At 63.3% G+C, this 13,199-nt stretch carries 12 protein-coding genes; 11 read left to right on the top strand and 1 reads right to left on the bottom strand.

Annotation, left to right across the window (positions count from 1 at the left end; all coding sequences use genetic code 11):
• Positions 1-354 precede the first annotated feature (354 nt).
• The 5 genes from recR to QOC89_RS21540 all read left to right on the top strand — a co-directional run bounded on the left by recR (position 355) and on the right by QOC89_RS21540 (position 5,496).
• Positions 355-951, top strand: a complete 597-nt coding sequence (gene recR / locus QOC89_RS21560; RefSeq protein ID WP_063496327.1) for a recombination mediator RecR — start codon at positions 355-357, stop codon at positions 949-951.
• Positions 952-1,108: 157 nt separating this feature from the next.
• The gene (locus QOC89_RS21555; protein ID WP_323046868.1) at positions 1,109-2,341 is read left to right on the top strand and encodes a CaiB/BaiF CoA-transferase family protein; all 1,233 of its coding nucleotides are present in this window, start codon (positions 1,109-1,111) and stop codon (positions 2,339-2,341) included.
• 162 nt (positions 2,342-2,503) lie between these two features.
• Complete coding sequence (locus tag QOC89_RS21550) at positions 2,504-3,541, top strand: ABC transporter substrate-binding protein (protein WP_323046867.1); 1,038 nt, start codon at positions 2,504-2,506, stop codon at positions 3,539-3,541.
• 105 nt (positions 3,542-3,646) lie between these two features.
• The gene (locus tag QOC89_RS21545; protein ID WP_323046866.1) at positions 3,647-4,459 is read left to right on the top strand and encodes an ABC transporter ATP-binding protein; all 813 of its coding nucleotides are present in this window, start codon (positions 3,647-3,649) and stop codon (positions 4,457-4,459) included.
• A 212-nt stretch (positions 4,460-4,671) separates the two neighbouring features.
• Positions 4,672-5,496 (top strand): ABC transporter permease, encoded by an 825-nt coding sequence (locus tag QOC89_RS21540; protein ID WP_179731487.1) that lies wholly within the window; start codon positions 4,672-4,674, stop codon positions 5,494-5,496.
• A 129-nt stretch (positions 5,497-5,625) separates the two neighbouring features.
• On the opposite strand, the gene QOC89_RS21535 is transcribed toward QOC89_RS21540, so the two are convergent.
• The gene (locus QOC89_RS21535; protein WP_323046865.1) at positions 5,626-6,600 is read right to left on the bottom strand and encodes an NADPH:quinone oxidoreductase family protein; all 975 of its coding nucleotides are present in this window, start codon (positions 6,598-6,600) and stop codon (positions 5,626-5,628) included.
• Between the two features lie 226 nt (positions 6,601-6,826).
• On the opposite strand from QOC89_RS21535, the gene surE reads away from it, so the two are divergent.
• From surE to rlmD, 6 genes are all read left to right on the top strand, one after another.
• A complete protein-coding gene (gene surE, locus QOC89_RS21530) occupies positions 6,827-7,585 on the top strand; it encodes a 5'/3'-nucleotidase SurE (protein WP_323046864.1) in 759 nt (252 codons plus the stop codon).
• Entirely contained in the window at positions 7,582-8,769 is a 1,188-nt protein-coding gene (locus tag QOC89_RS21525; RefSeq protein WP_323046863.1) for a protein-L-isoaspartate(D-aspartate) O-methyltransferase, read from the top strand. Before surE ends, QOC89_RS21525 begins: the two co-directional genes overlap by 4 nt.
• A gap of 5 nt (positions 8,770-8,774) precedes the next feature.
• Complete coding sequence (locus QOC89_RS21520; RefSeq protein WP_323046862.1) at positions 8,775-9,698, top strand: peptidoglycan DD-metalloendopeptidase family protein; 924 nt, start codon at positions 8,775-8,777, stop codon at positions 9,696-9,698.
• 11 nt (positions 9,699-9,709) lie between these two features.
• Positions 9,710-10,792, top strand: a complete 1,083-nt coding sequence (rpoS, locus tag QOC89_RS21515) for an RNA polymerase sigma factor RpoS (protein WP_323046861.1) — start codon at positions 9,710-9,712, stop codon at positions 10,790-10,792.
• 4 nt (positions 10,793-10,796) lie between these two features.
• On the top strand, positions 10,797-11,573 hold the full coding sequence (locus QOC89_RS21510; protein WP_323046860.1) for a 3'-5' exonuclease: 777 nt from the start codon (positions 10,797-10,799) through the stop codon (positions 11,571-11,573).
• 112 nt (positions 11,574-11,685) lie between these two features.
• A complete protein-coding gene (rlmD, locus tag QOC89_RS21505; protein ID WP_323046859.1) occupies positions 11,686-13,104 on the top strand; it encodes a 23S rRNA (uracil(1939)-C(5))-methyltransferase RlmD in 1,419 nt (472 codons plus the stop codon).
• The last annotated feature ends 95 nt before the right edge of the window (positions 13,105-13,199 follow it).

Genomic DNA, 13,199 nt, shown 5'->3' with positions numbered 1-13,199 from the left:
GCCGGGCTTCAAGCTGCCGTTCTAAGCGACGTCGCTGCAGGAAGGAATTCACGCCGTTGCTTTTGAGGGGCGGCGTGAGTTGAATACGCGAGCCACGCCCGTTTGAATGCTAGCTCGTAGCTCGTAGCTCGTAGCTCGTAGTTCGTAGTTCGTAGTTCGTAGCTCGCAGTTCGCAGTTCGCAGTTCGTTCAAGATTGCATCCGTGCAGTTCAGTTCGTTCGTCGGGCATGCCTTCCCGAGGCGCTGCCGAGCTGATAGAAGCAACCGCAACAAGCAACTGCAACAAGCAATCGCAACAAGCACCCGCATACTGGGCCATACCGGGCAACTCCCACTTCGACACAGCCGATTCGCATGAAACAACCTTCCGCCTTGTCGGCGCTCGTCGAAGCGCTGCGCGTGCTGCCCGGGGTCGGGCCTAAATCCGCGCAACGCATGGCGTATCACCTGATGCAGCACGATCGTGACGGTGCCGAAAAACTCGGCCGCTCGTTGCTGTTCGCGACCGAACATCTGCAGCATTGCGAGAAGTGCAACACCTTTACCGAAGCGCAGATCTGCGAGGTCTGCCTCGATGAGGAGCGCGATCCGGCGTTGTTGTGCGTCGTCGAGACGCCCGCCGACCAGATCATGCTCGAACAGACCATGACCTATCGCGGTCTTTATTTCGTGCTGATGGGGCGGCTCAGTCCGCTCGACGGCATCGGCCCGAAGGAAATCCATTTCGACCGGCTGGTCAAGCGCGCGTCGGATGGCATCGTCAAGGAAGTCGTGCTCGCAACCAATTTCACCAACGAAGGCGAGGCCACCGCGCATTACCTCGGGCAGACGCTCAAGGCGCGCGGCCTTGCCGTGACGCGCCTCGCGCGCGGCGTGCCGGTGGGCGGCGAACTTGAGTATGTGGACGCCGGCACGATCGCGCGAGCGATGCTCGACCGGCGCTCGATGTAGCGTGACGTGGCACGATGCGGCATTAGCGTGTCGCGCCAGACCTGAATAAGGCACGGGAGGCATGAGTAAGGTACGGGCCTCACTACAACGCCTTGCACCTCTCGCTCCGCGCGTGTCCAGGAACAGAAACACAGAGACAGAAACACAGAGGAGACACATGAGCGTCACCCCAGACCCAGGCGTCACCGACACACCTAAAGGCCCGCTTGCCGGCGTCAAGGTGCTCGAACTCGGCACGCTGATCGCCGGCCCGTTCGCCGCGCGTTTTCTCGGCGAGTTCGGCGCCGATGTCATCAAGATCGAAGACCCGAAGGGTGGCGATCCGCTGCGCAAATGGCGCAAGCTTTATCCGGAAGCCGGCGGCACGTCGCTATGGTGGGCCGTTCAGGCGCGTAACAAGAAATCCGTCACGATCAATCTGAAAGCCGAAGAGGGCAAGGAGATCGTGCGGCGTCTGGCGAAAGAAGCGGATATCGTCGTTGAAAATTTCCGGCCCGGTTTGCTGGAGAAGCTCGGCCTCGGTTATGACGTCCTGTCGGCGGACAACCCCGGGCTCGTGATGGTGCGTCTGTCCGGCTATGGCCAGACCGGGCCGTATCGCGACCGGCCTGGATTCGGCGCGATCGCCGAGTCGATGGGCGGTCTGCGGCACATCACCGGCTATCCGGATTTGCCGCCGCCGCGCATCGGCATTTCCATCGGCGATTCGATCGCCGCGCTGCACGGCGTGATCGGCGCGTTGATGGCGCTGCATCACAAGCAGGTGAACGGTGGCAAAGGGCAGGTCGTCGACGTCGCGTTGTACGAGGCGGTCTTCAACATGATGGAAAGCGTGGTGCCGGAATACGGCGTGTACGGCATGGTGCGCGAGCGCACCGGCGCGTCGCTGCCGGGCATCGTGCCGTCGAACACGTATCCCTGCCGCGATGGCAGCATCGTGATCGGCGGCAATAGCGACCCGATCTTCAAGCGCCTGATGATCGCGATCGAACGCGAAGACCTGGCGAACGATCCCGCGCTTGCGCACAACGACGGCCGCGTGCCGCGGACCCAGGAAATCGACGGCGCAATCGCCGCATGGCTCGCCACGCGCACCATCGACGAAGCGCTCGCCGTGCTGAACGCCGCCGACGTGCCGGTCGGCCGCATTTACAGCGTCGCGGACATGTTCACCGATCCGCAATTCATGGCGCGCCAGATGATCCAGCGCTTCAAATGGCACGACGGCAAAGAAATCACGCTCCCGTCGGTGACCCCCAAACTCTCGGAAACCCCCGGCGAAACGCGCTGGTTAGGCCCCGAACTGGGTGAACATACCGATGAAGTCCTGCAATCGCTAGGTTATGATTCAGACCACATTGCGAGGTTGCACGCGCAACAGATTGTGTGAGTGAGCGTGCGCCTGGATCTGTCGCCGCGTGAGTAACGGCTGTGCGGCTGTTGCACGGCAGGCCATGCGCCCGCCGCGAGCGCTCAGGCAAACCCGGATGCATCCACGGCGCCCGCGCGCGCCGCGGCAAAAAAGACAACAAAAGTTTGGAGACAATAGACCATGCAACGCAGAACCTTCCTCGCCGGTACCGCAGCGCTCGCGGGCGCCACGTTCACCGCCGCGCCGCTCGCTTTCGCGCAGGGCAAACCCGAAACCACCAAGGTCGCGATCGCCGTCGGCGGCAAGAACCTGTTCTATTACTTGCCGCTCACGATTGCTGAGCGCCGCAATTACTTCAAGGACGAAGGGCTCGAGGTCGAAATCTCGGATTTTGCCGGCGGCTCGCAAGCACTGAAGGCCGCCGTGGGTGGCAGTGCCGATGTGGTGTCCGGTGCATTCGAGCACACCTTGCTGTTGCAGGCGCAAAAGCAGGCGTTCCGTGAATTCGTGCTGCAAGGGCGCGCCCCGCAGATCGTGCTCGCGGTGTCGAAGAAGGCGATGCCGAACTACAAGTCGATCGCCGATCTGAAGGGCAAGAAAATCGGCGTGACCGCGCCGGGTTCGTCGACCTCGATCATGGCGAGTTTCGTGCTGGCGAAGGCCGGGTTGACCGCGAAAGACGTCGCGTTCATCGGCGTGGGTGCCGGGGCGGGCGCGATCGCGGCGCTTCAGTCCGGCCAGATCGACGCGATCGCCAATCTCGATCCGGTAATGACCAAACTCGAACGCACCGGCGACATTCGCGTCGTGTCGGACACGCGCACACTTGCCGATACGCGCAGCGTGTTCGGCGGCAATATGCCGGCGGGTTGCCTGTATGCGTCGCAGAGTTTCATCACGAAGAATCCGAACACCACGCAGGCTTTGACCAATGCGATGGTGCGCGCGCTCAAGTGGTTGCAAACGGCGACCGGCAGCGAACTGATCAGCACGGTGCCGGAAGGCTATCTGCTCGGCGACCGCGCGGTGTATCTGGACGCATGGCAGCACGTGAAGGAGGCGATGTCGCCGGACGGCCTGATGCCTGCCGATGGCCCGGCCACCTCACTAAAGACCTTGCAGGCGTTCGATCCGAACGTGCAGGGCAAGCCGATCGATTTGTCGAAGACATGGACCAACGACTTCGTGAAGAAAGCACTGACGACGGTCAAGGCCTGAGCACCGTGAGTGTGGCGTCGAGGGCGGCAGGCGCCGCGTTCACCTCGACTACCGACGTCATGACGACATGACAAACCGAAACCGATCCTGCAAGCGAGCCGAACCATGACCGTTGCCGCCCTGGCGCTCGACAACATCACCTGCACGTTCGCTGCGCGGGACAACCGCGCGCAGCGCTATACGGCGGTCAAAGATACGACCTTGCGCATCGCGCCTGGCGAATTCGTTTCGGTGGTCGGCCCGACCGGTTGTGGCAAGTCCACCTTGCTGAACGTCGGCGCGGGTTTGCTGGAGCCGTCTTCCGGAACGATCAATGTATTCGGCGAGCCGCTCAAGGGAATCAACCGTCGTGCCGGCTACATGTTTCAGGCCGACGCCCTGATGCCCTGGCGCTCGGCTATCGACAACGTGATGGCCGGCCTGGCATTTCATGGCGTGCCGCCGGCCGAAGCGCGCAGCAAGGCCGACGAGTGGTTGAAGCGGGTCGGTCTCGGCGGATTCGGCGACCGCTATCCGCATCAGCTGTCGGGCGGCATGCGTAAGCGCGTTGCGATGGCGCAGACGTTGATCCTCGATCCCGACATCATCCTGATGGACGAGCCGTTTTCCGCGCTGGATATCCAGACGCGTCAGCTGATGGAAAACGAGCTGCTCGACCTGTGGGCAGCGAAACGCAAGGCGGTGTTGTTCATCACGCACGATCTCGACGAAGCGATCTCGATGTCCGATCGCGTGGTGGTGTTGTCAGCCGGGCCGGGCACGCATCCGATCGGCGAATTCACGATCGATTTGCCGCGTCCGCGCGACGTCGCCGAGATTCGCGCGCACCCGCGGTTCGTCGAGTTGCATGCGCAGATCTGGAGCGTGCTGCGCGATGAGGTGCTCAAGGGTTACCAGCAGCAACTCACGGCGGTTTAAGCGCGGGCTAGCAGTGGGAGCCGTCAGTGCGGCCATGGTCGGATCGCGGCGCAGTCGAGGGACGCGTTGGCGTCTCGTTGCTGCGTTCGCTAGCTGTGTTCAGTAGCTGTGTTCAGTAGCTGCGTTCAGTAGTCAGTTGTGTCAATCGATGCATTCAGTAGTCAGTGGTGTTCGCGAGTTGCATCGATCAATCGTCTAAGGCAAATCGAGTCATGTGGAAGACGTTGCGCCCGAACCGGGCGAACCTGGTGATCTGGCAGTGGCTGTTGCTCGTGCTGTGCTTCGTGCTCTGGTATGTGTTGACCAGTCCGACGCTGCTGCCGCCATTCTATTTCGACGACCCGAACAAGGCCGCGTTCTTCTTCGGCGAGCCGCAGAAGGTGCTTCAACGCATCTGGGAGTGGTTCACGGGCGGCGAGATCTATCTGCACCTGTGGATCACGCTGGTCGAAACCGTGCTCGCGTTCGTGCTCGGCACCGCGTTCGGGCTCGGTGTCGGTCTGTGGCTTGCGCTTTCGCCGCTCGCGAGTGCGCTGTTCGACCCGTATATCAAGGCGGCCAATTCGATGCCGCGCGTGATTCTCGCGCCGATCTTTGGTGTGTGGTTCGGCCTCGGCATCTGGTCGAAGGTGGCGTTAGGCGTCACGCTGGTGTTCTTTATCGTGTTCTTCAACGTCTACCAGGGCGTGAAGGAAGTGAGCCCGGTCGTGCTCGCCAACGCGCGCATGCTCGGCGCGAACCGCAAGCAGTTGCTGCGTTTTGTCTATCTGCCAAGCGCGATGAGCTGGGTGTTTTCGAGCCTGCATACCTCGGTGGGCCTCGCGTTCGTCGGCTCGGTGGTGGGGGAGTATCTTGGCTCGGCGCGCGGTGTCGGCTACCTGATTCTGCAAGCCGAAGGCACCTTCGATATCAATACCGTGTTCGCCGGGATTCTGGTGCTGACCGCTTTCGCGTTGATTCTCGATGGCATTGTTGGGATCGGCGAGCGGCGGCTGATGAAGTGGCAGCCGAAGTCGGGCGACACGGAAAAGCTGTAGTCGTGCAGTGGGTGAAGCCGAAACAAACGTAACTTCACATTCCCAAAGGCTCAACAAAAACGGCGCGCGGTTTTGAAAACCGCGCGCCGTTTTCTTTCGGCGTTTCCCGCCCACGCGAGCGCACCGCGTCTAAGGCGTGATCACCACTTTCCCAATCACGCGCCGCTCCGCCATATTGCGCAACGCGCGACCGGTGTCTTCGAGCGAATAGCGTTCCGATACATAGGGCTTGAGCTTGCCCTCGCCGATCCAGCCGGTCATCTGCTCGAACGCGGCGTGATTATGCTGCGGCTCACGTTTCGCGAAATCGCCCCAGAACACGCCGACCAGACTCGCGCCTTTGAGCAGCATCAGGTTGAGCGGCAACTTCGGGATCTCGCCGTTCGCAAAGCCGACCACCAGATAACGTCCGCGCCAGCCGATGCTGCGAAACGCCGGCTCCGCATACACACCGCCGACCGGGTCGTAGATCACGTCCGGGCCCTTGCCATCGGTCTGCGCCTTGATGCGCTCGCGCAGATCCTCGGTGCTGTAGTTGATGGTGGCGTCCGCGCCGTGCTTCACGCAGGTGGCGAGTTTCTCGTCGCTCGACGCCGCCGCGATCACGCGTGCGCCGAGCGCCTTGCCGATCTCGACCGCGGCGAGCCCGACGCCGCCTGCCGCCCCCAACACCAGCATCGTTTCCCCCGCCTTCAACTGGGCGCGATCGACCACGGCATGATGCGACGTGCCATAGGCGAGCGTGAACGCGGCGGCCACTTCGAAGTCGACGCCGTCCGCCAGCGGCACGCACGCCGCGGCCGGCGCCAGCGCCTGCTCGGCAAAGCCGCCCGTGCCGGTGTACGCGACCACGCGCGAGCCCGGCTTGAACTGCGTCACACCGGCGCCGACCGCGCGCACGACGCCCGCGACTTCCGAACCCGGCGTAAAGGGCAGCGGTGGTTTGAACTGGTATTTGTTCTCGATGATCAGCACGTCGGGAAAATTGACGGCCGCGGCTTTGACGTCGATCACGACGTGGCCGGGCGACGGCTCGGGATCCGGCAGATTTTCGACGATCAGGCTTTCCGGCGGCCCGTATTGATTACAGCGAATCGCGCGCATCGTGTCTCCATATCGATCAGGCTTCCCCAAGGGACGTCCTTCGGGGCATCGCAACCATTCTGAGTGTAAAACAATCCGCACGATCGTACGATTTTACTGCGCCGAGCGGACCGCTTGCGCGGTCGGCACCCGTCGGCGCTGCGCCCCACGCGTGCGCTTTGCCTGTGATGCGCGCGGCACCTGCCGCGTCGTTCGCCTGCCATCTTTCCTCGGTTACAATCGCCGCATGCGAATCCTACTCAGCAATGACGACGGCTATCTGGCGCCCGGCCTTGCCGCGCTTTACGAAGCGCTCAAGCCGATCGCGGACGTCACCGTGATGGCCCCCGAGCAGAACTGCAGCGGTGCGTCGAACTCCTTGACGTTGTCGCGGCCGCTCTCGGTGCTGCGCTCGGCGAATGGTTTCTACTACGTCAACGGCACGCCCACCGACTCGGTGCACATCGCGCTGACCGGCATGCTGGACCACACGCCGGACCTCGTGGTGTCGGGCATCAACAATGGCCAGAACATGGGCGAGGACACGCTGTATTCGGGCACCGTCGCCGCCGCCACCGAAGGCATCATGTTCGGCGTGCCGGCGATCGCCTTCTCGCTGGTCGACAAAGACTGGGTGCATCTCGAAGACGCCGCGCGTGTCGCCGCCGAGATCGTCGCGCACTACCTCGAGCAGCCGTTGCCGGGGCATCCGCTTCTGAACGTCAATATTCCGAACCTGCCGTACGAGCAACTCGACGGCTGGCATATCACCCGTCTCGGCAAGCGGCATCCGTCGCAGCCGGTGATCCGCCAGACCAACCCGCGCGGCGAACCGATCTACTGGATCGGGCCGTCGGGCAGCGCGCGCGATGCGAGCGAAGGCACCGATTTCCACGCTGTGGCGAACGGGCAGGTGTCCATTACGCCGCTGCAACTCGACCTGACCCACACGCAAATGCTGCCCGCAGCGCGCGACTGGGCGCGCGCCGGCAGCGGCGCTTCATGACCAGCGAGCGCGCAAAGCGCTTTCCGCTCGGCCTCGAGGATCTGGTGCGCGAACCGCGCCGGCCGGAGGGGCGGCCGGGCGAAGTGCGCGCGGCGGCACTCGCCGCGGCTGCCGCGTTGAACGCGCGTCCGCAAGCAGCGAAGAATGCGCCGCTCGGCGTGACGGGGAAAGCTCAGGCGAAGCCGACGGTGAGGGCGCAGAGTCCCGCGCCGACAGCGTCGCAAACCGGGTCCGCTGCGAGAGCGCCAGCGAAGGCGCCGGCGCGGCCGCAAGGCACGTCGCAAGTTGCGTCGCCGCCAAGGCCGCAAGCTGCGTCGCAAGTCACGACAAAAGCGAAGGCGCCTGTCGGCGTGTCGCTGAAGTCGTCCGTCAGCGCCCCGCTCAAGCCGACATCCCAACCGCCGGCCAAACCGTCCGCCCCTGTCGTCGCGCAAGCTTGCGCAACGCGCGCTGCGCCAAAACCCGCGCCGCAGCACAAACCCGCCGCCAAACTCACCGAGCGCACGGCCGCGCCGAACGTCGCGTTGAACGGCGCTTTGGCGCTGACGTCGGAACGGGTTCGCGAACGGATGGTCGAACGCCTGCGTGCGAACGGTGTGACCGATCAGCGCGTGTTGAACGCGATGTCGGTGGTGCCGCGTCACATGTTCGTCGACCCGGGCCTCGCAGCCCAGGCCTATGAAGATGCCGCGTTGCCGATCGGCCATCACCAGACGATCTCCAAGCCCTCGGTGGTCGCACGGATGATCGAACTGGCGGCGGCCGGGCGCGCGTTGAACACCGTGCTCGAAATCGGCACCGGTTGCGGCTATCAGGCGGCAGTGCTGAGCCAGGTCGCGCGTGATGTTTATTCGATTGAACGCATCAAGCCGCTGTCCGAACGCGCGAAGACGAACTTGCGTCCGCTGCGCATTCCGAACATCCGGTTGCATTACGGCGACGGCCGCCTGGGGCTGCCGTCGGCGGCGCCGTTCGATGCGATCGTGATCGCCGCGGCTGGGCTCGATGTACCGCAAGCATTGCTTGAACAACTCGCGATCGGCGGCCGTCTGGTCGCGCCGGTCGGCTCGCAGGAAGGCCAGAACCAGGTGCTGACTCTGGTCGAGCGCCTCGGACCCGCGCAGTGGCGCGAGTCGCGGCTTGATCGCGTTTTCTTTGTACCCTTAAAATCCGGAGTGATTTGACACCGATGAGTATGTTGCGCGCGATGCAAAGAACCAGACTAACTATCCCCATGACCGTAACCCAGCGTAGCGTGTGCGTGCTCGCCTTGTCCCTGTTGATGTCGGCTTGTGCGACCCGCCTCGATCAGGCGCCGGTCGTCGACCGCTCCGGCAGCGGTGCGCTCGGCACGCAAGCCGCGCAGCAGCCGGCCGTGCCGCTCGGGCCGCCGCCGCCGGGCTACTATCGCGTGAAGCCGGGCGATACGCTGTACCGGATCGCGTTGGAGAACGGCCAGAACTACCGCGATATTTCGACGTGGAACAATCTCACCAACCCGAATCAGATCGAAGTCGATCAGTTGCTGCGCGTCGTGCCGCCGGGCGCGAACACCGCCGCGCTGACGCCGGGCGTGTCGACGGCGCCGCTCGGCAACGGGGGCGCGGTGCAGAGCGCGCCGCTGGGCAGCACGCCGCCAGCAGCGGGCGGCGCGGCGCCGCCGATCTACGGCTCCACGGCGAACAACGCCGCGTTGACGCCGCCGCCCGCGGCCGCCGCCAGCGACTCGACCTCCGGCGCCTCAGGCAACGTCGCCTTCGCATGGCCGGTGCGCGGGCCGATGCTCGGCACGTTCAACGATTCGACCAACAAGGGGATCAATATCGGCGGCGCGGCTGGCGATCCGGTCAAGGCTTCGGCAGATGGGCGCGTGGTTTATGCCGGAAATGGGCTGCGTGGTTACGGCAATCTAATTATCATCAAACATGATGCAACTTATCTCACCGCGTATGCACACAACCGCGCTTTGATGGTAAAAGAGGGGGACGCGGTGACCAAAGGGCAGAAGATCGCTGAGATGGGCAATAGTGATTCCGACCGCGTAATGTTGCATTTCGAAGTTCGCCGGCAGGGTAAACCTGTCGACCCACTGAAGTATTTGCCGCCGCAATAAGCGATACGACCATGCCGAAATCGAAGCGCCGCCTGCCGCAAGCCGAGTCTGAGACGATTAGCCGTGTGACGTCCGCTTCGGTGGAAGAAAGCGGCGCTTCGGAAGTCGAAGAAGAGATCGCAGAGGAGCGCGATCTCGACGAACGCCAGGGCAGCGCGGAAGAGGCCGGCGAGGCCCGCGAAGGCGCGAGCGAAGCCCCGCCCGACGCGGACGATTTTCGCGCGCTGCTGCAAGCCGAGCTGACGGCTGACACGATCCAGCATTACCTGAACCGCATCAGCGTCAAGCCGCTTCTAACGGTCGAAGAAGAGCAGAAGTATTCGCGTCTGGCGAAGGCGGGCGAATTCGACGCGCGGCAAGTGATGATCGAGCGCAATTTGCGGCTTGTCGTCAGTATCGCGAAGGGTTACCTGAATCGCGGCGTGCCGCTGCTCGATCTGATCGAAGAGGGCAACCTCGGACTGATGCACGCCATCGAGAAATTCGATCCCACCCGCGGCTTCCGTTTCTCCACGTATGCCACCTGGTGGATTCGCCAAAGCATCGAGCGCGCAATCATGAACCAGGCGCGCACGGTGCGTTTGCCGGTGCATGTGATCCGTGAGCTCAATCAGGTGCTGCGCGCGAAACGCCACCTGGAAAAGAATTCGATGAATTCCGGCGAGGCAGCCGAGCGCCGCGACGCCAGCATCGACGACATTGCCTATCTGACCGGCAAGACCACCGACGAAGTCACGGACATTCTGGCGCTGAACGAGCACACCGCATCGCTCGACGCACCGCTCGATCTCGACCCGGCAAGCAGCTTGCTCGATCTGCTCTCCGACGACCAAAGCCAGTCGCCGGATGCCGAGGTGCAGCACCGCGAGCTGGAAACGCTTACACGGGCATGGCTCGCACGCCTGTCGGACAAGCACCGTCATGTGATCGAACGCCGCTTCGGGTTGAATCACATCGAGCCCGCCACGCTTGAAGAGCTGGCCGACGAAATGGGCCTCACGCGCGAGCGTGTGCGCCAGATCCAACAGGAAGCGCTGGTGCGGCTCAAGCGCTTCTTTGCCTCCAACGGTGTGCGCAAGGACGCCGTTCTCTAACCTGATGACACCGATTCTTGTTTTCGACATCGAGACGATTCCCGATGTCGCCGGCATTCGCCGCCTCGAAGATTTGCCGGCCACGCTGAGCGACGCCGAAGTCGCCGAGCACGCCTTTGCGGCGCGCCGCGAAAAGACCGGCAGCGATTTCCTGCCGCATCACCTGCAGCGGATCGCGGCGATTTCCTGCGTGTTCCGGGACAACAACGGTTTCCGGGTGCGCTCGCTCGGCACGCTGGAAGACGGCGAGGCGGCGCTCGTGCAGTCGTTTTATCGCGTGATCGAGAAGTACACGCCGCAGCTGGTGTCGTGGAACGGCGGTGGGTTCGACCTGCCGGTGCTGAACTATCGCGCGCTCGTCAACGGCATTCCGGCTTACCGGTTTTGGGACCTAGGCGAGGACGACCGCGAGTTCAAGTGGAACAACTACATCAGCCGCTATCACGCCCGTCACACCGATCTGATGGACGTGCTGGCGATGTATCAGGCGCGCGCCAATGCGCCGCTCGACGCGCTCGCCAAGATGTGCGGCTTTCCCGGCAAGATGGGCATGGACGGCAGCCAGGTGTGGCATGCGTACCAGCAAGGCCAGATCGAGGAGATCCGCAATTATTGCGAGACCGACGTCGTCAATACGTACCTGCTGTATTGCCGCTTCCAGCTGATCCGCGGGGCGTTTTCGCCCGAAGAGTACGCGGACGAGATCAATCTGGTCAAAAATGCGCTGGCGCTGGAAACGGCGCCGCAATGGGCCGAGTATCTGGCTGCGTTCGACCAGTAGCCTGCTTGCCCGTCTTGTAACGAAACGGTTTGCCGCTCACGCCGAATCTCTGGCAAGGGCGGCGCTTCGTCTACAATCTCGCCTTTCCCCCAAGTTTGTCAGGAAGTCGCAGGTGTCCCGAACTGCCCCCCAACGCCGCTCGCCGAAGCGCCAGAAGGCGCCCGCTCCGGCGAAAGCGCACGTCATTACCGGCACTGAACCGGTCATCGAAATCGTTTCGCTCGACATGGAAGCGCGCGGCGTAGGCCGCATCGAGAGCGAAGACGGCACGCCCGGCAAGGTGGTTTTTGTCGAAGGCGCGTTGCCGGGCGAGCGTGTCAGCTACTCGACGCATCGCAGCAAGCCGAAATTCGAGCAGGCCGAGGTCGTCCAGGTGTTCCGCGAAAGCGTGCTTCGCACCCGGCCGAAATGCGTCTACTTCGAGATCTGCGGCGGTTGTTCGATGCAGCATCTCGATATCCGCGCCCAGATCGCCGTCAAGCAGCGCGTGCTCGAAGACAATTTCCAGCATCTGGCGAAGCTGCGTCCGGAGACGGTATTCCGGCCAATTCACGGGCCCGCGTGGGGATACCGCTACCGCGCGCGTCTGGCGGTGCGCTATCTGCCGGAGAAGGGCGGCATGCGGATCGGCTTCTACGAGAAGAACAGCAGCCACATCTCCGACATGAAGACTTGCGAGGTGCTGCCGCCGCACATTTCGGCCATGCTGATGCCGCTGCGTTTCATGGTCCGCAAGCTGTCGATTTACGATCGCATGCCGCAGATCGAGCTTGCGGTCGGCTCGTCGGTCACCGCGCTGGTGCTGCGCAACCTCCAGCCGATCACCGCGGCCGACGAACAGGTGCTGCGCGATTTCGCCGACGAACACAAGATCCAGTGGTGGTTGCAGCCGGGCGGTCCTGACACGGTCACGCCGTTCTATCCGCTCGACGTGCAGCTCGATTACACGCTGCCGGAATTCAACATCCGGATGCCGTTCAAACCGACCGATTTCACCCAGGTGAATCATGCGATCAATCGCGTGCTAGTGAGCCGCGCGCTGCGTCTGCTGGCCCCGGCCCGCACGGATCGCGTGCTTGATCTGTTCTGCGGCATCGGCAACTTCACGCTGCCGCTCGCGCGGATTTCGAAGGAAGTGATGGGGATCGAAGGCAGCGAGGTGCTGACTTCGCGCGCGCTGGCCAATGCTGAACTGAACGGCGTGGCGGGTCATACGTCGTTCGCCTGCCGCAATCTGTTCGAAGTCACCGCCGACGACATGCGCGCGCTCGGTCATTTCGACAAATTCCTTATCGACCCGCCGCGCGAAGGCGCGCTGGCTGTCGCCAAGGCACTCGCGGAGATTGCGCAAAGCGGCAATGGGCCGCTGCCCACGCGTATCGTCTACGTGTCGTGCAACCCGGCGACGCTCGCGCGCGATGCAGGCCTGCTGGTGCACGAGGCCGGCTACCGGCTGGTGGGCGCCGGTGTGGTGAACATGTTCCCGCACACCTCGCACGTGGAGTCGATTGCGTTGTTCGAGCGGGACTGAGGGAGACTGTTAGCAGCTTGTGCTTGTGCTTGTGCTTGTGCTTGTGCTTGTGCTTGTGCTTGTGCTGCATGGGTTGGCGGGGCGCGCAGCACAAA

Source organism: Paraburkholderia sp., assembly GCF_034668105.1.
In the GTDB taxonomy this organism is placed as follows: Bacteria; Pseudomonadota; Gammaproteobacteria; order Burkholderiales; family Burkholderiaceae; genus Paraburkholderia.
This window is presented reverse-complemented; position numbering and strand designations above follow the sequence as displayed.

Bases quoted from the DNA above. Each gene is read 5' to 3' on its own strand.
- QOC89_RS21535 (WP_323046865.1), bottom strand. From the start codon at position 6,600: ATGCGCGCGATTCGCTGTAATCAATACGGGCCGCCGGAAAGCCTGATC.
- surE (WP_323046864.1), top strand. From the start codon at position 6,827: ATGCGAATCCTACTCAGCAATGACGACGGCTATCTGGCGCCCGGCCTT.
- rpoS (WP_323046861.1), top strand. From the start codon at position 9,710: ATGCCGAAATCGAAGCGCCGCCTGCCGCAAGCCGAGTCTGAGACGATT.
- QOC89_RS21520 (WP_323046862.1), top strand. From the start codon at position 8,775: ATGAGTATGTTGCGCGCGATGCAAAGAACCAGACTAACTATCCCCATG.
- QOC89_RS21510 (WP_323046860.1), top strand. From the start codon at position 10,797: ATGACACCGATTCTTGTTTTCGACATCGAGACGATTCCCGATGTCGCC.
- QOC89_RS21550 (WP_323046867.1), top strand. From the start codon at position 2,504: ATGCAACGCAGAACCTTCCTCGCCGGTACCGCAGCGCTCGCGGGCGCC.
- QOC89_RS21545 (WP_323046866.1), top strand. From the start codon at position 3,647: ATGACCGTTGCCGCCCTGGCGCTCGACAACATCACCTGCACGTTCGCT.
- recR (WP_063496327.1), top strand. From the start codon at position 355: ATGAAACAACCTTCCGCCTTGTCGGCGCTCGTCGAAGCGCTGCGCGTG.
- QOC89_RS21555 (WP_323046868.1), top strand. From the start codon at position 1,109: ATGAGCGTCACCCCAGACCCAGGCGTCACCGACACACCTAAAGGCCCG.
- QOC89_RS21525 (WP_323046863.1), top strand. From the start codon at position 7,582: ATGACCAGCGAGCGCGCAAAGCGCTTTCCGCTCGGCCTCGAGGATCTG.
- QOC89_RS21540 (WP_179731487.1), top strand. From the start codon at position 4,672: ATGTGGAAGACGTTGCGCCCGAACCGGGCGAACCTGGTGATCTGGCAG.